Raw genomic sequence first — 25214 nt, 5'->3', positions numbered from 1 at the left:
GCGGCTACGGATGAAATGTCATCGAACGGTGAACGCTGAACGTTGAACGTCCGTTATTGACAGAGCCTCAGCATCTCCCGGCTGATGGAGTCCAGCGGACGGATGTAGTCGACGCCGCCCAGCTTGATCGCCTCGTTGGGCATCCCGAAAACGATGCAGCTCGCCTCGTCCTGCGCGATGTTCAGGGCACCGGCCTGCTTCATCTCCAGCATGCCGTGCGCCCCGTCATCTCCCATGCCGGTCATGATGATCCCCACCGCGTTCTTGCCGGCATAACGCGCGGCGGAACGAAACAGCACGTCGACCGACGGACGGTGCCTCGATACGAGCGGGCCGTCCTTTATCTCGACAAAATAGCGCGCACCACTGCGCTTCAAAAGCAGATGATGGTTCCCCGGGGCAATGAGCGCCCGGCCGCGCACCACGGTGTCGTTGTTCTCGGCTTCCTTCACCGTGATCCGGCACAGCCCGTCCAGCCGCTGCGAAAAGGCACGCGTGAACCCTTCGGGCATGTGCTGCACGATGACGATGCCGGGGCAGTCGGCGGGAAGCGACTCAAGAAAGACGCGCAGCGCCTCGGTTCCACCGGTGGACGCGCCAACCACCACCACCTTCTCGGTGGTCTGCATCATCGCCTGGCTTTTCGGCTTTTCCATGATGACATCGGCGGTGAGTTTCGGGGCCACCTGATGCGTCGTCACCGGGACACGCCTGAGCCTCGCCTGGCTCGCGGCCTTCACGACGTCGCAGATCCTAACGCGCGACTCCTCGAGAAAGGCCTTGGTCCCCAGACGCGGTTTCTGGATGATCTCCACGGCGCCGTACTCGAGCGCCTTCAGCGCGGTTTCCGACCCCTTATCGGTGAGGCTCGAGCACATCACCACCGGGATGGGGTGCTGGCTCATGATCTTGTGCAGGAAGGTGATGCCGTCCATGCGCGGCATCTCGACGTCCAGGGTGATGACGTCGGGGACCTCCTGCCTGATCCGGTCCGCGGCGATGAACGGGTCGCCCGCCGTCGACATCACCTCGATCTGCGGGTCCGAGGAGAGGATGTCGGCGAGCGTCTGGCGCACCACGGCCGAGTCGTCAACGATGAGCACTTTTATCTTTTTGGGCATCTAGCATACCCCCGATCGGTTCAGCCTTTTGAGAAACACGGCGCCGGTATGGGTGTGGAAGATGATCTTCCTCCCCCGCTCGCCGTAAAGGTCCTGGTTCGCCACCTTGATCGACTCCCGTGCGAGCACCGCGAGCGCCATCTCCGCGTTCTGCCTCCCGACGGCTCGCCCACGGCCGCCCCCCTGGAACATGTCGGAGCCGCCGAAGACTTTCACCTCGAGTTCCCCGGCAAGCGCCCCCCTCTCCAGCAACCGCGCCAGCATCTCGCTCAGGGCGCTGTCCATGTACCTGCCGGGATGGGCCCTCCCCTCCGCTTCCTTTTCGCGGCAGGTGGGGAGCTGTGCGTGGCAGATCCCCCCGGTTTTCAGCCTTTGGCAGAACATGGCAACCGCAACGCAGGAGCCCAAGAGGGTGGTCACCAATAGCGGTTGTGAGCTTACCACTATCTGCCCCGGTTTCAGGAAGAGGACCCCTGCCCCCTCCGTGCTCATCGCGGCTTCCGGTACACCGTCGGGTACACGCTGACCAGCGGTACGTCGAGACCGCTCAGCGTCTCGGAATGCCCCATGAAGATGTAGCTGCCGGGCTTCATGTTGCGGTGGAAGCGCTGCAGCAGCCTCTCCTGGGTCTGCCGGTCGAAATAGATGATCACGTTGCGGCAGAAGATGATGTCGAGATGCTCGCGCATGCCGAAATCGTCGTCCATGAAGTTCAGACGGCGGAAATTCACCTTGGCGCGCAGCTCCGGAACGATGCGCACCATGCCGCTTGCGCGGTCCTTGCTGCGCAAAAGGTACTTCTTCTTGAGTTCGATCGCCACGGGCTCGACCTGGGACTCGGTGTAGATGGCGGTCTTCGCCTTGTCGAGCACGCGGGTCGAGATGTCGGTGGCGAGTATCTTGAAATCGAAGCCGGGGTTTCTTGCCGCGAACTCGGAGAGCACCATGGCGAGCGTGTACGGCTCCTCGCCCGACGAGCAGCCGGCGCTCCAGATGGCGAGGGTCCCGCCGGGGTGGCGCTTCACCCATTCGGGAAGCACGGTATGGGTCAGGTAATGGAAATGGTCGGGCTCGCGGAAAAAATCGGTCTTGTTCGTGGTCACCATGTCCAGCATGGGAACCAGCTCCCTGTCGAGCCCCTCTTGAGAGAAGAGGAAATCACAGTAATCGGTGAAGCTGTGCATGCCGAGACTTCTAAGCCTCTTCTGCAGGCGCGCTTCCAGCATGGTCTTCTTCACGTCGGGCATCTTGATGCCGCAGGTGTCGTAGATAAACCGGCTCAGCCTGCCGAAGTCACGCGCAGAAAGCGACGCACTCGGCTCGATTCGACCTGGTTCCTCCATCTTGAGGGCCTCCGCTGCGTACATTTTTACCGCTACCTCCTGTCTGCCTTCATCACTGCGCCGCCTCCGCCGCCTGCACGAGCTGTGGGATGTCGAGGATGAGCGCCACGGTGCCGTCGCCCAGGATGGTGGCGCCCGAGATCCCCTCGGTGTCCTTGTAGGCCCGCCCGAGCGATTTGATCACGGTCTGGTGCTCACCGATCACGTGATCCACCACGAAACCGACCCGCACCCCGTTCACCTGAGTGATGACGATCTGCTCGATCTCCGGAGGGGCGCCGGGTATCGCGAAATGCTCCCGAAGCGGGATATAGGGGACGAGTTGGTCGCGTACGTGGGCTAAATTCCTGCCGTGGGCCGCGGCCACGTCCTCCCGGGTGAGTTCGACGCACTCGTCGACGAGGGCAAGGGGCATCATGAAGGAGTCTTTGCCGATCTTTACCAAGAGGCTCTCGATGATCGCCAGGGTAAGGGGGATCTTCACCGTGATGCGGGTCCCCTCGCCGCGCACGCTGGTGATGTCGATGGAACCGCGCAACGCCTCGATGGCCCGTTTCACGACGTCCATACCGACGCCGCGCCCGGAGACCGAGGAGATCGTCTTGGCGGTGGAGAAGCCGGGGGCGAAGATGAGGTTGAAGAGTTCCTTGTCGGAAAGCTCGGCCCCGGCCGGGATGATCCCCCGCTCGATCCCCTTGGTGCGAATGGCCTCCTTGTCGAGTCCGGCGCCGTCGTCGGCGATAGTGATGAGAACGCTGTCGCCGGAGTGGACGGCGGAAAGGTGCACCGTGCCGCGCTCGGGCTTGCCGGCCTCAACACGCGCCTCGGGACGCTCGATGCCGTGGTCGATGCTGTTTCTGATCAGGTGCACGAGCGGGTCGTTCAGCTTCTCGATGACCGTCTTGTCGAGCTCGGTCTCGGCACCTTCGGTGGTCATCTCGATCTGCTTGCCGAGCTCGGCGGAGAGGTCGCGCACGAGGCGTTTGAACTTGCTGAAGGTGCTGCCGATGGGGAGCATCCGGATGTTGAGGGCGCTGTCCCTCAGTTCCGCGGTCAGCCGCTCCACCTCTTCGGCTATCGCCATCAGCTCGCTGTCCGCGCGCTGGGCCGCCGTCTGCGACAGGCGCGCCTGCACCGTCACCATCTCGCCCACCAGGTTGACCAGCAGGTCGAGCCGCTCCGCGGGGACGCGGATGCTCGAGGAGGCCTCGGCAACCTGTTTCTCCTGGCGGACTTCCTTTATATGCTGTTGCTCCGCCAGGGCCGCCTGCACCTTCCCTTCGTGCAGGATTCCTTGCGATATGGCCAGCTCGCCGAAGCGCTTTTGCTGGGAGAGGACGGCCCTCATATCGTCGCTGGTGATGTCGCCGCGCTCAACGAGGATCTCGCCTAGCCTCTTGTAATCCTGCTGCTCCTCGTAGCGGTTGTGCTCGGCGATCGGCTCGATCTTCAGCTCGCAGTCGTCCTCGACGAAGATGAAGACGTCGCGGATGGCGTTCTCCCCCTGGTCCGTGGTGAGGATGACGTCCCAGTAGACGTAGCAGGATTCCGGGTTCATCTCCTCGAGGCAGGGGAAGCCAGCCGTCTGCGCCACCACGGTGCAGGCACCCAATTCCCTCAACTCCGCGATCAGGGTGAGCGGGTTGGTGCCGGAGACGAAGATCTCGCGCGCCGGGGCGAAGCGGATCCGGTAGGTGACCGAGTCCTTTTGCGCCTCGTGCACCTCCTCCTTCTGTGCCGCAGCGGCAACCTGCCCCTGGAACCCCGCGAGCTCGCGCAGCCCGACGATGATCTCGGCGCTTGCCTGCAGGTCGGTCGCCTCGCCGCTGTCCGCGGCATCGAGCATGGCCCGGATCAGGTCGCGGGCGGCAAGGGTGAGGTTCACCAGACGTCCGGTGACCTGGAGCTTGCCGTTACGCACCATGTCGAAGATGGTCTCCACCTCGTGGGTGAAGCTCGCGATGTCGTCGAAGCCGAACATCGAGCCGGACCCCTTGATGGTGTGCATGGCGCGGAACACCCTGCCGATCAGGTCCTGGTCGTCGGGTCGTTCCTCGAGCTCGAGAAGAGAGCTTTCCAGCTCAGCCAGGAGCTCGTACGCCTCCTCCTTGAATGCCTGCCGGTGTTGGTCGATCATCCTAGCACCTTTTTGACTACCGCCATGAGCTGTTCGGGCTTGAACGGCTTGACGATCCAGCCGGTAGCGCCCGCCGCCTTACCTTCCTGTTTCTTCGAATCCTGAGACTCGGTGGTGAGCATGACGATCGGGATGAACTTGCAGCTTGCCAGGGCCCTGGCCCCCTTGATCAGCCCGATGCCGTCCAGGTTGGGCATGTTGAGGTCGGTGATCAGCATGTCGACCTTGGTGCTGGCGAGCTTTTGCAGCGCGTCCTTGCCGTCGACCGCCTCGACCACCTCATACCCCCCCTGCTTCAGGGTGAAGGTCACCATCTGCCTGACGCTCGCGGAATCGTCCGCGGTCATGATTACTTTTGCCATTAGTTATCTCCTCCTACCCAGATACAGCTGCACGCTCGATCGTAGGCGCAACCCGTATGCCTGCGGAATCCTGCCGAGGTCGCCATGTCGCGGAAGGTCGGGTTACCGCCGTCCACGATGTGGAGTTCCTTGCCAGCCGTCCCGGCGCTGTGGTGGGCCGCACAAAGAAGCTGCAGGCCGGTCAGATCTATTCCGGTGAGTGCGGAGACGTCCACCTGCACCTCGCTTCCACTCGAGAGCGCCTCGATGAGCGCCCCCTTGAAGTTTCCGGCTACGCCTATGGAGACCTCTCCTGCAACCTTAAGGACCCGGGTTCCGGGATGCGCGGGGTCTTGCCTGCACTCCAACGTCAACTCTTCCATTTCTTCCTCGCTTTTTTAGAAAAGTTCCACATTCCCGCCCAGGTCGTCATCCGCCGCCGTAGCGGGCGCGGTGGCCGACTGGGTCGGCGGCCGTCTTTCGGAAGTCGAGCCGCTCATCGATTCATGAATCCTGCGTTCACTCTGCATGGTGTAGCGCTCGGCCAACTGATCCAGGTTCCCAGTCGAACCGGCAGGCGCGATGATGCGCGCATCGGCGGCGATGGCGGCGAGTTCCCTTATGGAGGCTTCCAGCACCCTGGCCACCTTCTGGTGCACCGTGATCCCGGCGATCACCTGCTCGATCTCGGTCGAAAGGTGCGAGACCCCGTCGTCCATGCTGCCAAGCGAATGCTTCAGGGTATCGTTTACCCGCCTGAGGGAGTGTACCAGGGCCGAGAGCTTGTCCACCATCACCTGCACCTCGTTCTCGAGGTTGGAAGTCTCGGCGTTCACCCCTGCGCTCAACCGGTCGGTCACCGAAATGATCCCCTGCAGCGTGTCGGAAACTGCGCCGGTGTGGGTGATGGCGTCTATGGACAGACGCTGGATCGCCTCGGCAAGAACGCCGAGCGCCGCCCCCTCGTCGCCGGTATAGGCCGATTTTATCTGGGCGTTGAGGGCGATCAGCTTGATCTCTTCGCCGATCCTCTCGATGTCGCCGACAAAGGTCGCGATCTCCCCCACCGTCTCCGCCACGGTCGTCATGGCGGCACAGAGCCCCTGGTTCACCCGGGAGCTTTCCATGAGGGCGTCGCTCGCCACCGAGATGTCCCGCTCCATGTCGGTGAAGAAGCCGCCTCCGGCCTGGTCCGCGATCCCGGCAAGACCGCTGGTCTGGGTGGAAAGCCCGGACTGTTTGCGCGCCACCTCCCGAAGACTTTCGATGATGGTGCGCACCGCGGCGTCCAACTCCTCCGAGGCGTGTCTCAGTTGCGCCACCTGCAGCTCGCAGATGACGGCGGCGGCATCCGCGCCTGCCGAGCCGTTCGAGAGCCCCTGCTTCAGCTCGGCAAGGGACTCCTCCACATGCTCGATCTGCTGGCGCACGATGTCGTGTGCCTGCATCGACATGACGACTTCGCCGATGGAGCGGGAAACCTCGTCGGATACCGCGGAGATGGTCGCGGCGGAGCTGGAACAGCGGGAGTTGATTTCGGTCAGAGCCTGCAGCCCCGTCCTGGTGCGTCCCAGCACCTCGAGGACCTTGTCGTGCTGCTTGGCGCCCGCTTCGAGTACGCCGGAGAGGGTCTGCGCGATGGCCCTGGCGAGGTCGTCCTTTCTCTTGATGATGAAGGCGGCCTTGTCATTTACCTGGACCGAGAGTTCGCCGACGTCGCTTGCCAGGGTGTCAAAACCGGCGGCGCTCTGCCCAAGCCGCGCGCTCTCGATCTTGGTCGAGATGCCTAGCATGCGCAGCACCTTGTTCACCTTCTTGAAGCCGGAGAGCGGTTCGCCGACCTGGGAGAGGAGGCTCAGGATCTCACGCAGCGTCTGCGCGCTCTCCTCTATCTCACCCTGGGCCCGGTCCACGTAGCGCCCCATCTGGTCGAGCATGTCGCCCAAGCCACCCATGGCAGCGGTGACTTGTTCACCCGCCACCTCTCCCACCATCGAAGAGGCGAGTTCCGATATACCGACGCCGCGTTGGTAGAAGTCCTGCAACCTGCCGCCGATGGCGAGGAATTCGTCCTCCGTCGTCCCGGAAATGACGGCCAGTTCCGATGCGGCTTTCTCGAGGGCCGCGGACCACGCCTCGGCGAGCCTCTTCAACTCGGCCTGTTGCTCGTTTATGTCTTTGCCGGCAGATATCATATCGTTCCTTTTAAGCGTCTAACCTTCTCACGCCCCGTTTGCTGCGCTCACTCAAGCCGCAAAGTCGCAAAGAAAGTCTCAACACAATCGAATGCAAAAACGTCTAACAGGGATGAAGGGGATGAATGGGATAAACCTTAAGACAAAGCGTTTTTTTGGTTTAACCCAGAAGACTTGTCCTTCTTTGCGCCTTTGCGGCTCCGCGTCTTTGCGTTGAAAGATTACAGGGTTTGTGCCTCTGGTTGTCTTTCTTTTGCATCTTGGCGCCTTTGCGTGAGAAAGGGTTTATGCCTTTATCCCCTGTATCCCCTTCATCCCTGTTCGAATCGGTTTTAGGTGTCCGGTCTTGTTACTTTATCGTCACGTCTTTGAAGATCTTGAAGCCTTTTTCTCATGGGTGGGAAAAGTGCGCGGTGCTAATGGGACGGGAGGCAAGGTCGTGCGGGGAAAAACATAAAAGGCGCCCGGTTAAGGGCGCCTTCGGTGTGCGGGGTGATTTGCGGCCGTGTCGGCCAGGACGGTACAGCTTATCTCCTGACGAAGATTTCGCGGGCCATGGCCGAGTCTATGGCGAACTCGGAGAAGCCGACCCTGAAGATATAGGAGGGAAAGGCCTGCAAAAGCGAGATGCGGTTACCCGGAAGCACCCCCATCGCCATGAGTTTCTGCATCTTCTTGCTGTCCTCGGTCTGGATGTAGGCGATGTCGCCTTCGTCGCCCGGTTTGAGTTCGGTCAGCGGAACGACGCCCAGGTCGCCGCTTTTGCGCGCCTCGTCGCAGCACTCACCGGGGGGGATCGGCTTGCCGTGCGGGCAGGTCACCGGGTGATTCAGCATGGTGCAGACCTTGCTATCCACACCCTCGTTCAGAAGGTGTTCGAACTGGCAGGCCTTCATGTCGCCGCTTTCACCACGGATGTTGAGGACGTCCATCATGAGCCGCTCGGCGAGCCGATGCCGCCTGATGGTCATGCGCCCCTCCTCGCGTCCCTCCGGACGGAAGTAGATGCGCCCGCCGCGGATCTCGACGAGGGCACGGGAGGAAAGCTCCTGGTAGGCCGGGTCGGACGCTTCTATCTCCATCCGGTCCAGCTCGGCGTAACCGGTCCCCTTCTCCTCCGACTCGATCCAGAGCGCCTCCAGTATCTCTTCCGCTTTATCACTGAGTTTCATAACCTCTCCTTTTACTCCCTCGCTCGAGGGTCATCATCGGCCCACGGGCCTTGCGGCGCCTGCTGGATCTATTTTTTCTTTCCGAACATTTTCTTAAGCCCCTTAACGAGAGCCGGCTCCGGCGGATTCTCATAATTGCAGCGGGGACATTTTACCATCTTGCAACCGGATGACATCGGGCAATTCTTGCATCCGACGTTTCCTTCACTTTCCTCGAACTCATGTCCGCAAAATCCGCACCGCATATAACCTCTGAACACGTTCTAAGTTCTACGTTCTATGTTCTACGTTAAAAGCCAACTCCGAAACAAAAAACATCTAACAGGGATGAAGGGGATGAACGGGATAAAACCTTAAGCCTAAAAGATTTTGCTTTAACCCAAGTCTGTTTTTCTTAGCGTCTTTGCGGCTCCGCGTCTTTGCGTTGAAAGATTACTGAGTTTATGCCTTTGGTTGTCTTTCTTTGCGCCTTTGCGTCTTTGCGTGACATAGGTTTTCGTATCCGGTTTTACAGGATGTTCGTCAGCAGCAGGAAGCGGTTCAAAAGCCAGCCGCAGCCGAAGGCGAAGGTGGAGACGAAGAGACCGATGCTCAACGCCACGTTCCACCCGCGCTCCTTCTTCATGATCAGAAACTGCGCGACGCACGGTATGAAGAGGGTAAGGGTCACGGCGGCGACGGTAAGCTGGCGCGGGTTCATCAACCCCTTGCTCTGCAGGTCGTAAAGACCGGCCGCACCGTAGTCACGGCGGAAGAAGCCGAAGATGAAGGCAACGGCCGATTCCTTGGGAAGACCCAGGGACGCCATGACCGGGGTCATCGCCTCGATCATCTTCTCGAAGAAATGGGTGATCTTGCCGAGCCACAAAAGCACCGAGGCGAGGATGAAAAGCGGCAGGATCTCCATGAAGTACCACTGCATCCTCGTGTAGGTCTTGGTGAGCACGTTCGAGAACTGCGGCAGGCGCATCGGCGGGATCTCCATGTAGAACATCGGGGTCTCGCCGGGAAGCACCTTGGCGGCAAGAAGGCCGACAAGCAGGAAGATGCCGAAGAGGCAGAGGCTCCAGACTAAAAGCGCGCCCGGCGTCTGGGAGAGCAGCGACATGATTACGCCTAACTGCGCCGAGCACGGGATGGCGAGCGCGAGAAGTACGGTGGCGATCACGCGCTCGCGTACCGTTTCGAGGGTGCGGGTTACCATGGTAGCCATGGTGTCGCAGCCGAAACCGAGCACCATCGGTATGACGGCACGGCCGGTAAGCCCCATGGTCTTGAAGACCCGGTCCACCAAAAGGGCCAGGCGCGGGAAGTAACCGCTGTCCTCGAGGACGGAGAAGAAGAGGAAGAAGGTGGCGACGATAGGCAGGATGATGCCGACGGCATAGCGAAAGCCCAGGGTGATGATGCCGTATTCGCCGACGAAGAGCTCCTGGATCACAGGCCACGGCACGTTGCCCTTGACGACCCCGGTAATCCAGGGATTGAAGAATTCCTCGAACCCTTTTCCCTCCAGAACGTCGACGAGGGTGCCGGCGCCGAAAACGCCGACGAACTGGTAAAGGCCGAAGTAGAGCACGATGAACAGGAGCGGTATCCCCGTCGCGGGGCGCACCGTCAGGCGCGAGATGCGCTCGGCCAGGGTGACCACCCTCTTTTCCGGCGTCTTGAAGGCGCCGTCGAGCACCCGCTTGACGATGCCCTTGCGCTCCATGGAGAGGTCGAGATGAAAAGACTCGCGCCGCTCGAAGCGCTTCTCACGCACCACGCCTTCCACCTGGGTGAAGCCCTCCCCCTCGGTGGCGCGCACGAGATCGGCGACCTCGTCGTCTCCCTGCAGAAGAAGTAACGACAGCGCCTTCTTCGAGAGGATGTAGTCTCCCTTCAAGGTCGCGGCGATCTCGGCGATGTCCCCTTCCATGAGGCGCGAAAAGCTGAAGGGGGGGGTGGCGCTCGCGCTGGAGCCTGCGATGGCGGCCTTGATCTCGGGGACACCGACCTTCTTAGCGGTCGCGGCGCCGATCACCGGGATGCCGAGGCGCTCGGACAGAAGCGGGATGTCGATCTGAAGCCCCATGCGCGCCGCCTCGTCCATGATGTTCACCACGAGGATCACGGGGAGCTCGGCCTCGATCAACTGCAGCGTCATGGGGAGCATGCGCTCCAGATTGCGCGCGTCAAGGACGTGGAGCACGAGGTGCGGACGCTCGGTGAGGAGGATCTCCCGGGCCACCCTCTCCTCCTCGGTGATGGGGAGGATGGAGTACATCCCCGGGGTGTCGATGATCTCGAATTCCTCGCCGCCGATCACGGTGTTGCCGCGGGATACCTCCACCGAGGTGCCCGGGTAGTTGGAGACGGTGACGTAAGCGCCGGTGAGGGCGTTGAAAAGCACGCTCTTGCCGACATTGGGATTCCCGACCAGCGCCACCTTCTTGGCGCCGGTGCTGGTGACGGTGGGTGTTTCGTGACAGGAACCCTTCTTACCGAAAATCGACATGATTCTACTACCCCTTTTAACGTTAGCTTGCCAATGAAATGTCAATGGATATCACTTTCATGATGGCGGGAAAAATTTTTTACTGCTCTTGATCGATGGGTTAGCGACGCAGGCGGGCCGGGAGGAGCAGGCGGTGGTGCCAGGCTCCCCCCCGGGCGTTACTTCCTGCAGGTGGCGCAGAGGCCGTACAGTTCGAGACGGTGCCGCTCGATCAGGAAGCCGTGAGTCTCGGCCACTTCGTCCTGCAGCTTCTCGATCGCCTCGTTTTCGAACTCTTCGATGTGACCGCAACGGGTACAGACCAGGTGGTCGTGATGCTCCCCCTCGCTCACGTGCTCGTAACGGGTCTGGCCGTCGCCGAACTGCATCTCGCGGGCGATGCCAGCCTCGGCGAAGAGCTTCAGCGTGCGGTAGACGGTGGCGTAACCGATGTTAGGGTGCTTGGACCTGAGCTTCAGATACAGCTCCTCGATGCTCAGGTGCCTGTCGCTGGAGAGGAAACTGTCGAGGATGATGTCGCGCTGCTTGGTCGACTTGAGTCCGCGCTGGGACATGAATTCGGCGAAAGCTTTTTTCTTGGCTCGTTTCATGATGACCCCAATTGAAAGTGGATGTCATGATAACGACGAGCCGTGTCACTGTCAATCATTTTTTGATGGATTGAATCAAGTAGGGGACAATAAGTTCCAGGGAACTGATTGTGGCTCACTCGAAGAACGAAACGAGAGGGCTTCTCCCCTTGTGAAAGTTCATCCGGGAATTCAGGGGATGGCGCAAAAGTGTGTCCATGAAGCGCCGCAGGCGCCCTTGGGCTTCCCCCTTTGCGAAGGGGGGACGGGGGGGATTTGCTTTTTGCCGGCCGCCGCCGCTCGAGCGGGAGTCTAGGGGACAGGCGTCCTTGTAGCGAAAGTCCGATAGGAAAGGGAAACGTGCGCGATAGTCACATGTAAGGCAGACCGGGAGGAACGGCAGCCCCCCGCTCCCGCAAAAGCCGCAGCAGTTCGGCGCGTTTGCGGCAGTCCGGGAGGTCGGGATCGATGCACAGGCGGCGCTGATCATCCACCAGTTGGTCCAACACATTGAATCCATGGCTACTTCTAACCCTAAACTCCGCCCCTTTAAGCAGCAGTTCTTTTGCCCGGTCGTACTCCATGTGCATAACCAAGTCCAGTAGCAATGATGAGCCGTCAGGCAGTTTTGAGTTGATGTCTGCTCCACTCGAAAGAAGCATCTCATACTGAATCCAGTTCTGGCGTGAGAGTGCGAAAAATATTAGCGGCATGCCCTGACATTTCAGATTCGGGTCTAAACCGAACTCCAGAAAAAGACGTAGAAAATCGGGATCTTTTTCTGTAACGGCGTCATCCGCTGCCGCCACAACACCTCCAGGCGTTATGGTGTTAGGATCGACTCCCAACTGGAACAGCAACCTGACCACATGCTTTTGCTTCAGCTTTACCGCGACCCGTAGAGGCGTATTTTCATGCTTCCCCACCGCGTTCAAATTCCCGCCCTCTCCGGCCAACGTTCTTATTGCCTTTAAATCGCCGAAGGAAATAGCTTTGATCAACTCCACATCCTTTGACACGGTAAAATCCTGATTATACGCGCTTTCTGACATTGACTTATCTCCCACACAACTGGTTAGAAGAGAAATTACCATTGCAAAAGCAGGCAGGGCTCTCATTGCCTTTCCCTACTAATCGTACTCATGTCATCAGCCTTTTGCTGTTCAAGCCCTGCAATGACATATACTGGGTCATGCAATGCTACTTTTCGTACAGGGTTAATGGCGTTTGAGAGCTTCTCCGCAAGACCAGGCGTTAGCCCCTGAACTGATTTGCCATTTAGCACGTCTTCAGCGTTAGCAATAATAGGGAGCTTATGTATCACACCCGGTGGGCCATAAGTGACAGTGCCGGATTCCGACATTGCACGACGCCCTGCGACCACCATGGTGCCACCAATAGCTGGGGCCGCCAAGGTAACTCCTGCAACAATGACACGTTGGTTTGCCGGATTTTGGATACAATCCAGGATTTCACCGTCAGCAATGTAGTTCGTGACGTATCTTGCGGCAACCTCTCTATTGTATCGTTCACCTACACGTTCCAGCGTAAGGGGATGTACCCCTGCAGAGTCAATCGCATAAACTTTTATGCCGGCAACAAGTCCGGCCGCAATTGCCATTCCACCTCCCATTGAATGACCAGTAACCTCAAGCTTATTACCCAAGAAGCGCTTCAGCTTCCGAGCGGCTGCTATGGCACGAGAATAATGGTCCGTTTCCCCTCCGAAGGCTTGGACCAGATCGGTAACTCCATCTTTTTTCCCTTGCGTGCCACGAAAGGACAGCACGTACTGCTCGTGACCCAAAACATCCGGTTTGGATTTGTAAAGCTCCGCGAAATAGCCATCTTTATAGCCTTCTGGAGAGAATCTTCGATCTAGTTGTGGAAAATCTTCTTGATTCATTCCCATTCGTCTCAGTTCCTCACCACTGACTCTCTCCCACCCCTCCGGCGGTTCGCCCTGCCCTACTTTGTAGGTGTCCTCGGCAAGACGGGCGCGCTCGACGGCGACGTTGTTGCGCTCGAAGCGCTCGGTCGCGTGCACCAGGGCGTCCCGCCGGGGTCCGGCGGGCATGGACTTCAGCCGTTCCCTGCTTGACAAAAGCTTCGCCTTCCGTTCGGCGACACGCTCTGCCTTCCTGTTCTTCGGACATGGTTCGATGACCGCTCCGGCCGGCTGCGGATGGATTGTCTTCGCCACGTACGCTTTCGCCTTTCTGGAGACCTTTTCCACCCTTTCTTTTGCCGTCTCTGCCGCGTGCGCGACGAACTCAGCACCGCTTCGAGCCGCATCTCCTGCACGGTGAGCAAATTCCGAGATGATGTTGCCTTGCCCGTTCACAGTTCCCTCCCGCCGTCGCCGGTCCCGAGAGATGCTGCCGTCGCATCGATAAAATCCCACAGCCATTCCGCTTTCCTACCGCAGTCCATCTCGTAATCCAGCAAAACTTCTCGCGCGGCGGGGTACGACTCATCGAACTTCATCCCAAGAATCCAGGCAGCGGCGAGGAAGGCGGCAACATGGTTTTCCAGCACCAGTTTGTATCCTGCCGCGCGCTCAGTAAGCTCCATGATCATTCGCTCGAGGTTGGCTCTCGGAACCTTTCTGCTTTCAGGAAAGACCTCGTTCAAATAAAGTCGCATACGCTCCAGGTAGATGCTCATTCCCAGTTGTTGGAGCTGTTCCGGTCGTACGTTCAGCTTCCCTGCTTTGCCTTGCGGTCTCAATCTGTTTCGCTCAGCCAGCCCATGAAGAATGTCCAACTGGGCGCCTCCCCCTAGTGCCACCATGTGCTGACGAAGCACCTCTCCATCAAATCCGTAAATCAAAGCGACGCCAGGCTCCTCGTCTTCCACAATGAAGAATTCCACGTCGCCAAAGAAAGCCCTCAGTTCCACCTCGGTACAGGTTGGAAGGTAGTTTCGCAGAACGACAGGGTCGTAATAGCGGAAATAAGCCTGCCGGTCCGCGTGCTCGATGAGGATGAGGCTTCTGAAATGCCTGTTCAGCCAGTGAAGGTCGCGGCGCGAGACGCCTAAGACGCCGCTGCTAAGGCCCCACAGGGACATGACCCAGTCGGTAAATGGCGCCTCTGGTTCAAGCGTCACGAGATACGGAGCGACTGCCGCCAAGTCAGGCGCGAGTTGCCCCCGTAACAGGCAGTAGTGCTCGGGTTGGTAATGCGTGAGAGTCGCAAGGAGGTCCGGCTGGGCTGCACCGTCCAGCAGGGCGAACGCTCTCGCGCCCTCCATGCAGAGGAGCAGTCGTTTGAATGTCTTGACGTCTGCCGCAGATATCACTTTTGCCTTGGTTTGTTGATGATCTCGGGGGGAACGTCTTCGGGAAGGGGCTGCACGGGCCTGCCACAGCGCTGGCAGCAATCTTCGCAACCGGTAGTGGTTGCCTCCTCGCGCTCGGTCGGAGGCTTTGTCGGCTGTTTCTGCGCCGCCTTGCACTTCTGGCAGCATTCACAGGCATTCTCCTCGGTGGGACTGCTTTCGACATCCCTCTGGTCCGGGATGAACTTGCCGTTGGCGCGGTGGACGACCTCATTTCCGGTGGCGCAAGAAAGGGACACCTGACATGAAAACGCTAGCACGACCAGCATGACCATTCTCTTCATGGTGGAACCTCCTTTGACCGTGGCAGACGCCATAGATTAACATTCACCAATAAGTTGTCAAACTGGCAACCTACGGTAAAAAAGAAGCTCTTGGCACAGCAGGATAAATGTTGTCTGGTATACTCGCCTGATGAAAAAACCCTAACAGGAGGTGTCACATGCAGAGGCGTTTGGTTGTAACCCTGGCAATTCTGGCACTAGCTTCCACCGCAGTAACAGGATGCAAAAAGAAGAGCGAAGAGCAGGTCACGCCACCGCAAAGCAAGGTAAGCTCGGCTACTACACCGGCTGCCAAGGAACCCGCTCCTTCAGCGACCGGGCTCACCGGCGAACAGCTCTTCAAGCAGCACTGTGTCGTCTGCCACCCCAACGGCGGCAACACCATCACCCCGGCGAAGCCTTTGGGAGCAAAGGCGATGGCGGAGCGCAGCAAGATCACCAAGCCCGAGGATATCGTTAAGGTGATGCGCAACCCCGGTCCGGGCATGACCAAGTTCGACGAGGGGATGATCTCCAACGACGACGCCAAGAAGATCGGCCAATACATCCTCGCCACCTTCCCCTGATGCACAAAAAAAAGCGGCGGGGTGTTTTCTCCCCGCCGCTAGCCGATAAAAGCCCCTTCCCTTGCGTCCCTCAGTCTACGAATCTGGCGCTACTTCCCTCCCATCGCCGCGAGCCGCTCCTTCGCCTGCTTTGCGACCGGGCTGTCCGGGTACTTGTCCACGATCTCCTGGTAAAGCTGTTTCGCATGTTCGCGGTTGCTCTGTTTTTCCTCGAACTGCGCGGTGTCGTAAAGCTCCTTGCTTTTATCCCCGGAACACCCGGCTGCCGCCATTACCAGCATCGCCACGAGCAATAATCTCTTCATGCGAACCTCCGTCGTCCCTACCGGCGAACGCCGCGAGACGCGAAATAATTGGGAAACTGAGGCATCCATTACCATTGGAGGCAGACAAAGTAAACATCTTTCCGGAATGCCACTTTACAAGGGTCCATCGGAGATTCCCGGAACATGGAATACAGCTGTCCACGAAGTGCTGCGTGAGCCTAGGCGTCCCCCCCTTTGCGAAGGGGGACAGGGGGGATTTGCAGTTCGCTTGGATAGTTCCAAGGAACTATTATCTTTCCTTTCTTAATAAATTCGGCTCACAGCCCCTATCACTTGAGACAATAGCCTCACAAAAGAGATGCACTACTTGAAGAGAGCTTCACCTTCGCCTAAAGTCATAGCTATGTCCTCGACCGTCTTCAGACACTTTCATCCCCTGGTGCAGAAATGGTTTACCGAGACTCTCGGTCAGCCGACCGACGTCCAGTTGCGGGCCTGGAACGAGATCAGCCGGGAGCGCCACGTCCTTGTGACGGCGCCTACCGGCAGCGGCAAGACCCTTGCCGCGTTTCTCTGGGCGCTGAACCAGCTGATCACCGGGGCCTGGTCCGCCGGGGAAACGAGGGTCATATACGTGTCGCCGCTGAAGGCGCTCAACAATGACGTGCGGCGAAACCTCCTGGCACCGCTCGACCAGTTGCGCCGGGTATTCGAAAGCGAGGGGGAGCCCTTTCCCACCATCGGCGTCCAGACGAGAAGCGGCGACACCCCGGGCTCCGAGCGCCGCCGCATGCTGCGGCACCCCCCGGAGATCCTCATCACCACACCGGAAAGCCTCAACATCCTCCTCACCTCGAAGGGGAGCCGCGCCGCGCTCACCGGTGTTGCCACCGTCATCCTCGACGAGATCCACGCCGTCGCCGGAGACAAGCGCGGCACCCATCTCATCACCGCCGTCGAGCGGCTGACCCTTTTGAGCGGCGAGTTCCAGCGCATCGCCCTTTCCGCGACGGTACGCCCCCTGGAGACGGTGGCCGACTTCGTGGGCGGTTTCCGTCAGGTGGGAGAGCGCTACCAGCCCCGCCCGGTGGCTCTGGTGCGCGGCGAGCAGGAAAAACGCTTCAGCATCGGGATCAGCGCGCCGAACGCGGCGCACAGCCCGGCCGAGGAAGAGTTCTGGCCCGCGCTAGTGGAGCGCTTCATCGACATCATCGCACGGCACCGCTCGACGCTTTTCTTCGCAAACAGCCGCCGGACCACGGAAAAGGTCACCCGGCTCATCAACGAATTATCCGGCGAGGAACTCGCCTACTCGCACCACGGCTCCCTATCGCGGGAGATCAGGCTCGCCGTGGAGGAACGACTGAAAAGAGGCGAGCTTAAGGCGATCGTCGCCACCAATTCCCTTGAACTTGGCATCGACATAGGGCGGCTCGACAGCGTCGTCCTGATCCAGACGCCACGTTCCATCTCCTCCGCCATCCAGCGCATCGGGCGCTCCGGACACGGCGTGGGAGAGGTGAGCAGCGGAACGCTCTTTCCCACCTTCGGGATGGATTTCGTCTGTGCCGCGGTCATCGCGCGCGCCATAGCCGACGGCGAGATCGAGGAACTGCATCCGGTCGAGGCGCCGCTCGATCTCCTCGCACAGATCGTCCTGGCCACGACCCTGCCGGAGAAATGGCACCTGGAAGAGCTCTTCGACTTCCTGAAGAGTTGCTACCCCTATCGCAACCTGACCAGACAGCAGTTCGATATCGTCATCGGCATGCTAGAGGGAAAGTACGCGGACACCCGCGTTCCGGAGCTGCGCCCTCGGGTCACCGTGGACCGTATCGAGGAGACCATCGCGGCGCGACCGGAGCTCTCCATGCTGGTCTACCTGGAAGGGGGAACTATCCCCGAGCGCGGCTATTTCGAGTTGCGCCTGAAGGAAAGCGGCGCGAAGATCGGTGAACTGGACGAGGAGTTCGTCTGGGAGAGAAGGCTCGGCGACACCTTCGCACTGGGAGCCCAGGTCTGGCAGATTACCGAGATCACGCACAGCACCGTGCTGGTCGTCCCGGCCCGGAAGTCACAGCAGATCATACCGTTTTGGCGCGCCGAGGAACTGGACCGCGACTTTTTCCTCTCGGAGAGGATCGCCGGTTTCCTGGAGCAAAGCGAGGAGCAGCTCGGGAAACCGGCACTCGCCGTGCGACTGATGGAGCGTCATTTCATGGATGCCGGCGCCGCCGAGGCGCTTGAGGGTTACCTCAAGCAGCAAAGGGAAGCAACACGCGCCCCCCTTCCCCACCGCCATCACATGCTGATCGAGCAGTTCCGGGACCGTGTGGGAGGTGCCGAGACACAGCAGATCATCCTGCACACGCTCTGGGGCAACGCCGTGAACCGCCCCTTCACCTTCGCCCTCACCGCAGCATTTGAGAGGCGCTACGGTTATCCGCTGCAGGCCTTCTACAACAACGACGGCATAGCACTTTTGCTCCCGGACGAACTGGAACAGGCGGAAGGGATCCTGGAACTGGTAACGCCGGAGAACGTCGAGACGCTCCTCAGGGAATCGCTGGAGGCGAGCGGTTACTTCGGGGCGCGCTTCCGCGAGAACGCCGGGCGGGCCCTTCTCTTGTCGCGCAGCAGCTTCAAGAGAAGGATGCCGCTTTGGCTGAACCGGCTCCGCTCGAAGCGACTTCTCGCCTCGGTGCTCAAGTACCACGACTTCCCGGTGCTGCTTGAGACCTGGCGTTCCGCCCTGAAGGACGACTTCGACCTGGTCAACCTGAAGCGGCTCCTCGAGGAGATCCAGGACGGCACCATCGCCGTCACGCGGGTCCGCACCGCCCAGGCCTCTCCGTTTGCCCGCGGGCTCATCTGGCAGCAGACCAACAAGTACGTCTACGAGGACGACACTTTGGGAGGCGGGCGCAGATCGTCGCTGGGGGGAGAGTTGCTCAAGGAGATGGCGCTCTCGCCGCACCTGCGCCCGCGCCTGCCCCAGGAGCTGGTCCGGCTCTTCGAGGAAAAACGGCAGCGCACCGCCCAAGGGTACGCCCCGGAATCGGCGCGAGAGCTGATCGACTGGGTGAAGGAGCGGCTTTTGATCCCGGAAGAAGAGTGGCCTCTCCTTCTGGAGGCGGTGCGACGCGATGGCGGCTCCAACGAGGAATTGCTCCCGCAGTTGGCGGAGCGGGTCGTCCTGCTGAGGCCGCCGCGCGCGGCAGCGCCGCTCTTCGTCGCGCTGGAGATGGTTCCCGAAATCGTTCAGGGGCTTTCCCTTTCGAAACAGGAGGTGGCCTTCGAGTCGCTCGTCGATGATGCGACGCTTCGGGCCCGGCTCTTTAAAGCGTTGCGGAAACTCTGGGAAAGGAAGAGTTTCAGCGTGGAGGAAGCGGAGGAAGAGGAACCGTGGGCGACAAGGGTGATCGGCCGGTGGTTGAGCTACTACGGACCGGTGCCGGTGGCACGTTTGCAGGGAAGGCTCGGATTGCGGGAGCAACAGTTGCGCGATGCGCTCGCGACCATGGAGGAGACGGAAGCGGTCATCCTTGATCGGTTCACAGAGGAGAGCGTCGAGCCCGAGGTTTGCGATGCCGTGAACCTAGAGGCGCTGCTGCGCATGCTGCGCCGCTCACGAAAGCCGGTCTTCGAAGCCCTTGAGGTCACCCAGCTTCCCCTGTTCCTTGCCCACTTCCAGGGATTAACTGCTCCGGGAGATAAGGCGGACGATCTGAGGACCCGGCTGGAGCAGTTACTTGGTACTCCGCTTGCCGCGCCCATGTGGGAGGAGGAGGTCCTGCCCGCACGACTTGCGCCTTATTTCGGGGGCTGGCTCGACAGTCTCATGCAGACGAGCGACCTCCTCTGGTTCGGCTGCGGCGAGCGCAGACTCTCCTTCGCTTTTCCCGAAGACCTCGACCTCTTTCACGATGCGGAAGAATACGGGAACGAGCCGGGGCGCTCCGTCCCTGCCCGGCTCATCCCCGACCCCATGGGGCGTTACAGTCTCTCATCGATCTGCTCCATCTCGGGAAAACCGGCTAGTGAGGTGAACGGCGAGCTCTGGCAAGGCGCCTGGCGGGGTGAATTGAGCAACGACACCTTCGCCGCGGTGCGCCGGGGCATCTTGAACCGTTTCGAGCTCTCCCACACGGAGCCTGGACATGCGCGCCACCTGCGGCGCCCGGCCGGGACACGCTGGAGCCGGGTGCAGGAAGGACCCGGTAACTGGTACCTCCTGCCGAGCCCGATCGATGCGGCGGACGTCCTCGAACAGGAGGAGCGCAACAAGGACCGCGTCCGCGTGCTGCTAGAGCGCTACGGGATTCTCTTCAGGGAGTTGCTGGCGCGTGAAATGCCGCTTTTGCAGTGGGGAAGACTCTTCAGGACGCTGCGCATCATGGAGATGTCGGGCGAGGTACTCTCCGGGCAGTTCTTCGAGGGGATCCAGGGGCTGCAGTTCATTTCGCCGCAGGCCTACCGGCTGCTGCAGAGGGGACTTCCGGGGGAGGCGATCTACTGGCTGAACGCAACAGACCCGACCTCGCTGTGCGGCAGCGGCATCGCGGGGCTGCACGAGGCGCTCCCGTCCCGCGTTCCCTCCACGCATCTGGTCTACCACGGGTCGCGTCTTGTCCTGGTTTCCAGGCGTTACGGGAAAGAACTGGAGTTTGAAGCGGAACCGGATAATCCGCTTCTGGAGCGCTACTTGTCCTTCTTCACCATCCTGGTAAGTCGGGACTTCAACCCGCTCAAGCGGGTGACCGTGGAGCGGATCAACGGGGACCCGGCGCAATCTTCCCCCTACGCGGAGGGGCTAAAGCGCTTCGGCTTCCAAGAGGCCTACGCAGGCCTTGAGTACTGGCGACAATACATGTAGCGCTATCCGATAATCGCGGTGTAGCCGCCCCCGGCGGCCGGCACCAGGTCCATGCTGTTGGTGATGCAGGGTAGGCGGTCATCGGAGTTATGGTTCACGTAGAGGATCTGGGTGTTGCCGGTGCGCCCCAGGTGGTCGATCAGCTTCAACACCATCTCCCGGTTCACGTCGTCCAGCCCCTGGCACGGCTCGTCCAGGATCAAGAGGTCCGGCTGCTTCACCATGGCGCGGGCGAGAAGGACGAGACGCTGTTCGCCATAGGAGAGGTCACGGAAGGCTTGGTCCCTGCGGTGCCCCATGTGCAGGATGTCGAGCCACTCGAGCGCGATCTCCTGCTGGCGCAGCGTGTATTGGGAATACATGCCGATGGAATCGTACATCCCGGAAATGACGGCAACCTTCACTGTACCCGCCACGCGGTACTCCTGCTGCAGCGAGGTGGAGACGAGGCCGATCCGCTTCTTGATGTCCCACACACTTTCCCCGCTCCCTTTTTTCCGGCCGAAGAGGCTTATGTCGTTGGCGTAGGCCTGCGGATTGTCGCCGCTTATGAGGCTCAAAAGGGTAGATTTCCCCGAGCCGTTCGGCCCGCTGATCTTCCAGTGTTCCCCTTCCCGCACGGTCCAGGTGACCCCGTTCAGAATCTGCTTCTCCCCGTAACGGACCGAGACGTTTTTCATGTCGATGAGCGGCGCGCCGGGCACAAGGGGCGGCGCGCTGCGCGCCGTGTCGACCTCGGGCAAGACGGCCGGAAGGGTGTAGTGGAAGGCATGGAAGCGGCGCAGCGCCTCCGACGCCAGCATCTCTTCCCTTCCGCCGGTCATGAAAAGGCGACACTCTTTTATATAGGCAATGTGGGTCGTCTCCGGCACGATCTCGCTGAAGCGGTTCAAAAGGAGCACCACCTGGGTGCCGCGCTCGAGGCAGCGGCTGATCAGCTGTTTAAGCACCGCGCTCGAGTCCCGATCCAGGCCGTCGAAAGGCTCGTCGAGCACCAGCAACTCGGGGTCCTGCAACAGCGCCTTGCAGATAAGGGCCTTGCGCATCTCCCCGGTGGAGAGGAACTTGATGCCGCGCTCCAGGATCTTGGTGAAGCCGAGTTCCTGTGCCAGTTCCGCGAGCCGCGCCTCGTCCGCGTCGGTGCCGGCAAGGATGAAGCGGTCCACCCGCGTCCCTTCAGTCACGTAGCCGAGGAAATCGGAGTCGTCGTTGTAGCGTTCCACTTCCAGTATCTCGTCGATCTTTTCGAAGGAGACGTAGGCGGAGCGGACCGGCACGCGGCTCGTACCGGACAGCACGGGAAGTCCGTTGCAAAGAAGCTTTCCCAGCGCCGACTTGCCCGAACCGTTCGCGCCGACCACGGCCCAATGCTGATCGCGGGCGATCTCGAGCGTGATATCTTCGAGGAACTTGCCTGCCGTTATCCTGGCTTTTACCTTTTCCAGACTGATCTCAACCAATGATTTTTTCCTTTCACATCGGCTCCGCCATCGACTTGACGGCACAGCGCCATGACGCTATGCTCAGGGCGGAGGTATAGATATGTGTGCATTAACAAAAAGAACAACGGTATACTTCGACCCTGCCATGCACAGGGCTCTACAACATAAGGCGCTGGAAACTTCCCGCTCTTTTTCAGACCTGGTCAACGATGCGGTCCGCAACAGTCTTGCGGAAGATGCAGAGGATTTGGCCGCTTTCGAGGAGAGGGTCAACGAGCCGCTAGTCACGTACGAGTCTTTGCTTCAAGAGCTGAAAGCAAATGGTCGTCTATAAGGTTCTGCTAAAGGAGTCGGTTCGAAAGGACCTTGAGTCGATTCCGAAAAGCGACTTAAAAAGGATCATCAGCCGCATCGGCAGCCTTGCCACAGCCCCCCGCCCTGCTGGCTGCGAAAAACTCTCCGGCCAGGACAGATACCGCATTCGCCAGGGGAAGTACCGCATCCTTTACACCATTCACGATCTGGAACTTACTGTGTGGGTGGTAAAGGTTGCACATCGACGCGAGGTATATCGGTGAGAGGCGTCGAGAGTGCAAACGAGGTGGCTACGAATAAGGGGTGAGCATTGACATGCTCACCCCTTTTTTTTTGCTCCGTCAGTTGTCTTTCGGACTGCGGATTTACTTCTGAACCAGGTACTCGCGCCCGAACGGCGACATCTCGCGCAGCCGGGAGATGATGGGCGGCAGTTCCTTGATCACCGCGTCGATGTCGTCGTCGGTGGTGAACCTGGAAAGCGAGAAACGTATGGAACCGTGGGCGCAGGTGAAGGGAACGCCCATGGCGCGCAGCACGTGGGAGGGCTCAAGCGAGCCGGAGGTGCAGGCGCTGCCGGAGGAGGCACAGATACCCTTATCGGAAAGAAGGAGCAGGATCCCCTCCCCTTCCACGAACTCCATCGCAATGGAGAGGGTGTTGGGAAGACGGTCGGTGCCGCCGCCGTTGATGCGGGTGTTCGGAATCAGCGCGGTCAGTTCGCGCTCGAGACGATCGCGCAGTTCGCGCACACGCCCCGCCTCGTCCGCCATGTACTGCTCGGCAAGCTGGCACGCCTTACCCATGGCGATGATGGATGCGGTGTTCTCGGTACCCGCCCTGCGCCCGCGCTCCTGATGCCCGCCGACCAAAAACGGACGGAACGGCGTGCCGCGGCGCACGTAGAGGACGCCGACACCTTTCGGGGCGTGCAGCTTGTGCCCAGAGATGGAAAGCATGTCGATGGCGGACTCCGCCATGTTCAACTGGATCTTCCCTACCGCCTGCACAGCGTCGGTGTGGAAAATAGCGCCCTTCTTCTTCACGATCCTGGCTGCTTCCTCGATCGGGAAGATCACGCCGGTTTCGTTGTTCGCGTACATGAGGGAGACGATGGCGGTGTCGTCATCCAGCGCCTTCTCGAGCTCGTTCAGGTCGAGCTGGCCGTTGCCGTCCACGTTCAGCTCGGTGACGCGGTAGCCGCGCTTGGTGAGGTTGCGGCACTGGGTCAACACGGCCGGGTGCTCGACACGGCTCGTGATGATGTGACGCTTCTCCGGGAACACCTCAAGCGCCGAACGTATGGCGGCGTTGTCGCTCTCGGTGCCGCATGCGGTGAAAACGATCTCGTCCGGCAGGGCGCCGAGAAGAGAGGCGACGCGGGCGCGCGCCTCGTCCACCTTCTTCTGCACCTGTCCGCCGAAGAAGTGCATGGAGCTCGGGTTGCCGTACAGCTCGCAGAAATAGGGACGCATCTCCTCGAAAACGCGCTCGTCCACCTTGGTGGTGGCGTTGTTATCAAGATAGATCTCTCTCATCCCTGTACCTCCTGCACGGTGATGTCGGAGGAAACAAGCTCGCGCAGCTTCTGCTCGACGAATTTCGCGGTGTAGCCGGAGGAGGCGCAGCCGGCGCACGCCTTCCTGAAGGCGACCTGGACGGTGGAGCCGTCGATGTCGATCAGCTCGAGGTCGCCACCGTCAGCCCAAAGCTGCGGACGCACCTCGTTTTCCAGGGTTTCCTGGATGAGCTGCATCTTCCTCAGGTTGGTGAGCTTGGAGGGCTTCTCGGCCGCCGCCTTCTTCTCTTCGCCCATCACCTCGGCGATCAGTTCCTTGATCTTCGGGATGCAGCCGCCGCAGGCGCCCCCCGCCTTGGTGAAGTGGGTGACCTGCTCGGCGGTGTGCAGTTTGTTGGAGGCGATGACCTTCTTCAGGAAGACGTCGGTCAGGCCGAAGCACTTGCAGACCAGTTCGCCCTCGGTCTCGACGTGGTCATGACCGTGGCCGTGAGCCGGTGCCTCGACACCGCGGTACTTGGCAATGGCGGCTTCCAGAGCTTCCTGCCCCATGACCGAGCAGTGCATCTTCTCTTCCGGAAGCCCGCCCAGGAAATCGGCGATCTGCTGGTTGGTGATCTCCAGAGCCTCGTCAAGGGTCTTCCCCTTCACCATCTCGGTGAGGGCGGAGGAGGAGGCGATGGCGCTGCCGCAGCCGAAGGTCTGGAATTTCGCGTCGACGATGCGTTCCTTATTTTCATCCAGCTTTATAAAGAGTTTAAGGGCATCGCCGCAGGCCAGGCTTCCCACCTCGCCGACCGCATCAGCATCCGTTATCTCGCCCACGTTTCTAGGGTTGAGGAAATGTTCTTTTACTTTATCGGTGTAGTCCCACATAGACCCTCCCTTCTAATTAGTCTCGCCATCATAGCGCAAAGCTCGTGGAAAGAACAACCCCTAAACGACCCCAAAACAACAGCAAAGTGGTCAGGTACTTTTTTTATCCAGAGTTTACGGCAGGAAATGCAATTCCCGCTCCCCATGTGGCAGCGGCAAAAAAGAAGTCAATCACGAAGCGGTAAGTGCGGGAATGTGCGAAGGAAGTTCTACCACGACCGTGAACGGGTATCGTCGTTGCTTTCGAAGCGCTGCCTGCGATGCGGTCTGGTGCGCGTAAAAATGCGGCGGCTGAAAAAGGGAACGCAGAGCACCCGGGGAAGACCGGTTCCCTTTTGGCGTCTGCGTCC

22 protein-coding genes are annotated in these 25214 nt (G+C 60.2%); 4 read left to right on the top strand and 18 right to left on the bottom strand.

The features are described 5' to 3' along the window. Nucleotides 1–53 precede the first annotated feature (53 nt). The 14 genes from E8L22_RS18860 to E8L22_RS21430 all read right to left on the bottom strand — a co-directional run bounded on the left by E8L22_RS18860 (nt 54) and on the right by E8L22_RS21430 (nt 15004). Nucleotides 54–1121, bottom strand: a complete 1068-nt coding sequence (locus E8L22_RS18860; RefSeq protein ID WP_136526655.1) for a protein-glutamate methylesterase/protein-glutamine glutaminase — start codon at nt 1119–1121, stop codon at nt 54–56. Then, nucleotides 1122–1613: a chemotaxis protein CheD gene (locus E8L22_RS18855; protein WP_136526654.1), complete on the bottom strand. Its 492-nt coding sequence runs from the start codon at nt 1611–1613 to the stop codon at nt 1122–1124. It lies immediately after the preceding gene. Next, nucleotides 1610–2488 carry a CheR family methyltransferase gene (locus tag E8L22_RS18850; protein WP_136526653.1) on the bottom strand — a complete coding sequence of 293 codons (879 nt, stop codon included), beginning with the start codon at nt 2486–2488 and terminating at the stop codon, nt 1610–1612. Before E8L22_RS18850 ends, E8L22_RS18855 begins: the two co-directional genes overlap by 4 nt. A 28-nt stretch (nt 2489–2516) precedes the next feature. Continuing rightward, entirely contained in the window at nt 2517–4601 is a 2085-nt protein-coding gene (locus tag E8L22_RS18845) for a chemotaxis protein CheA (RefSeq protein ID WP_136526652.1), read from the bottom strand. After that, nucleotides 4598–4963, bottom strand: coding sequence for a response regulator (locus E8L22_RS18840; RefSeq protein ID WP_135871811.1), 366 nt, complete (start codon nt 4961–4963; stop codon nt 4598–4600). Before E8L22_RS18840 ends, E8L22_RS18845 begins: the two co-directional genes overlap by 4 nt. Beyond that, on the bottom strand, nt 4963–5325 hold the full coding sequence (locus E8L22_RS18835; protein ID WP_136526651.1) for an STAS domain-containing protein: 363 nt from the start codon (nt 5323–5325) through the stop codon (nt 4963–4965). Before E8L22_RS18835 ends, E8L22_RS18840 begins: the two co-directional genes overlap by 1 nt. 15 nt (nt 5326–5340) lie before the next feature. After that, complete coding sequence (locus tag E8L22_RS18830; RefSeq protein ID WP_136526650.1) at nt 5341–7137, bottom strand: methyl-accepting chemotaxis protein; 1797 nt, start codon at nt 7135–7137, stop codon at nt 5341–5343. A gap of 527 nt (nt 7138–7664) precedes the next feature. Further along, nucleotides 7665–8309, bottom strand: coding sequence for a metal-dependent transcriptional regulator (locus E8L22_RS18825; RefSeq protein ID WP_136526649.1), 645 nt, complete (start codon nt 8307–8309; stop codon nt 7665–7667). 508 nt (nt 8310–8817) lie between these two features. Beyond that, nucleotides 8818–10809 (bottom strand): ferrous iron transport protein B, encoded by a 1992-nt coding sequence (gene feoB, locus E8L22_RS18820; protein ID WP_136526648.1) that lies wholly within the window; start codon nt 10807–10809, stop codon nt 8818–8820. Nucleotides 10810–10967: 158 nt separating this feature from the next. Then, nucleotides 10968–11399 (bottom strand): Fur family transcriptional regulator, encoded by a 432-nt coding sequence (locus tag E8L22_RS18815; protein ID WP_135871821.1) that lies wholly within the window; start codon nt 11397–11399, stop codon nt 10968–10970. 350 nt (nt 11400–11749) lie between these two features. Beyond that, nucleotides 11750–12430, bottom strand: a complete 681-nt coding sequence (locus E8L22_RS18810; RefSeq protein ID WP_136526647.1) for an ankyrin repeat domain-containing protein — start codon at nt 12428–12430, stop codon at nt 11750–11752. 62 nt (nt 12431–12492) lie between these two features. Then, complete coding sequence (locus E8L22_RS18805) at nt 12493–13722, bottom strand: alpha/beta hydrolase family protein (RefSeq protein WP_162604874.1); 1230 nt, start codon at nt 13720–13722, stop codon at nt 12493–12495. Further along, nucleotides 13719–14681 (bottom strand): DUF4123 domain-containing protein, encoded by a 963-nt coding sequence (locus E8L22_RS18800; RefSeq protein ID WP_162604873.1) that lies wholly within the window; start codon nt 14679–14681, stop codon nt 13719–13721. The genes E8L22_RS18805 and E8L22_RS18800 overlap by 4 nt, the downstream gene beginning before the upstream one ends. Further along, entirely contained in the window at nt 14678–15004 is a 327-nt protein-coding gene (locus tag E8L22_RS21430; protein ID WP_162604872.1) for a hypothetical protein, read from the bottom strand. The genes E8L22_RS18800 and E8L22_RS21430 overlap by 4 nt, the downstream gene beginning before the upstream one ends. Before the next feature lie 158 nt (nt 15005–15162). Between E8L22_RS21430 and E8L22_RS18795 the strand changes: the two genes are divergently transcribed. Then, the gene (locus E8L22_RS18795; protein ID WP_136526644.1) at nt 15163–15570 is read left to right on the top strand and encodes a c-type cytochrome; all 408 of its coding nucleotides are present in this window, start codon (nt 15163–15165) and stop codon (nt 15568–15570) included. 89 nt (nt 15571–15659) lie between these two features. Here the strand turns inward: E8L22_RS18795 and E8L22_RS18790 are convergent, their stop codons facing one another. Then, nucleotides 15660–15875: an outer membrane protein assembly factor BamD gene (locus E8L22_RS18790; RefSeq protein ID WP_136526643.1), complete on the bottom strand. Its 216-nt coding sequence runs from the start codon at nt 15873–15875 to the stop codon at nt 15660–15662. A gap of 364 nt (nt 15876–16239) precedes the next feature. Between E8L22_RS18790 and E8L22_RS18785 the strand changes: the two genes are divergently transcribed. After that, nucleotides 16240–20712 (top strand): DEAD/DEAH box helicase, encoded by a 4473-nt coding sequence (locus tag E8L22_RS18785; protein WP_136526913.1) that lies wholly within the window; start codon nt 16240–16242, stop codon nt 20710–20712. 2 nt (nt 20713–20714) lie between these two features. Here the strand turns inward: E8L22_RS18785 and modF are convergent, their stop codons facing one another. Continuing rightward, nucleotides 20715–22172 carry a molybdate ABC transporter ATP-binding protein ModF gene (gene modF / locus E8L22_RS18780; protein WP_136526642.1) on the bottom strand — a complete coding sequence of 486 codons (1458 nt, stop codon included), beginning with the start codon at nt 22170–22172 and terminating at the stop codon, nt 20715–20717. Nucleotides 22173–22254: 82 nt separating this feature from the next. On the opposite strand from modF, the gene E8L22_RS18775 reads away from it, so the two are divergent. Further along, nucleotides 22255–22488: a CopG family transcriptional regulator gene (locus E8L22_RS18775; protein ID WP_136526641.1), complete on the top strand. Its 234-nt coding sequence runs from the start codon at nt 22255–22257 to the stop codon at nt 22486–22488. Continuing rightward, a complete protein-coding gene (locus tag E8L22_RS18770; protein WP_136526640.1) occupies nt 22475–22732 on the top strand; it encodes a type II toxin-antitoxin system RelE family toxin in 258 nt (85 codons plus the stop codon). Before E8L22_RS18775 ends, E8L22_RS18770 begins: the two co-directional genes overlap by 14 nt. 102 nt (nt 22733–22834) lie before the next feature. On the opposite strand, the gene nifS is transcribed toward E8L22_RS18770, so the two are convergent. Further along, on the bottom strand, nt 22835–24007 hold the full coding sequence (gene nifS / locus E8L22_RS18765) for a cysteine desulfurase NifS (RefSeq protein ID WP_136526639.1): 1173 nt from the start codon (nt 24005–24007) through the stop codon (nt 22835–22837). Next, nucleotides 24004–24864, bottom strand: a complete 861-nt coding sequence (gene nifU, locus E8L22_RS18760; protein ID WP_136526638.1) for a Fe-S cluster assembly protein NifU — start codon at nt 24862–24864, stop codon at nt 24004–24006. Before nifU ends, nifS begins: the two co-directional genes overlap by 4 nt. Between the last annotated feature and the right edge of the window lie 350 nt (nt 24865–25214).

Source organism: Geomonas ferrireducens, assembly GCF_004917065.1.
In the GTDB taxonomy this organism is placed as follows: Bacteria; Desulfobacterota; Desulfuromonadia; order Geobacterales; family Geobacteraceae; genus Geomonas; species Geomonas ferrireducens.
Note: the sequence above shows the minus strand (reverse complement) of the source record. Positions and strands in the feature narration are given on the sequence as shown.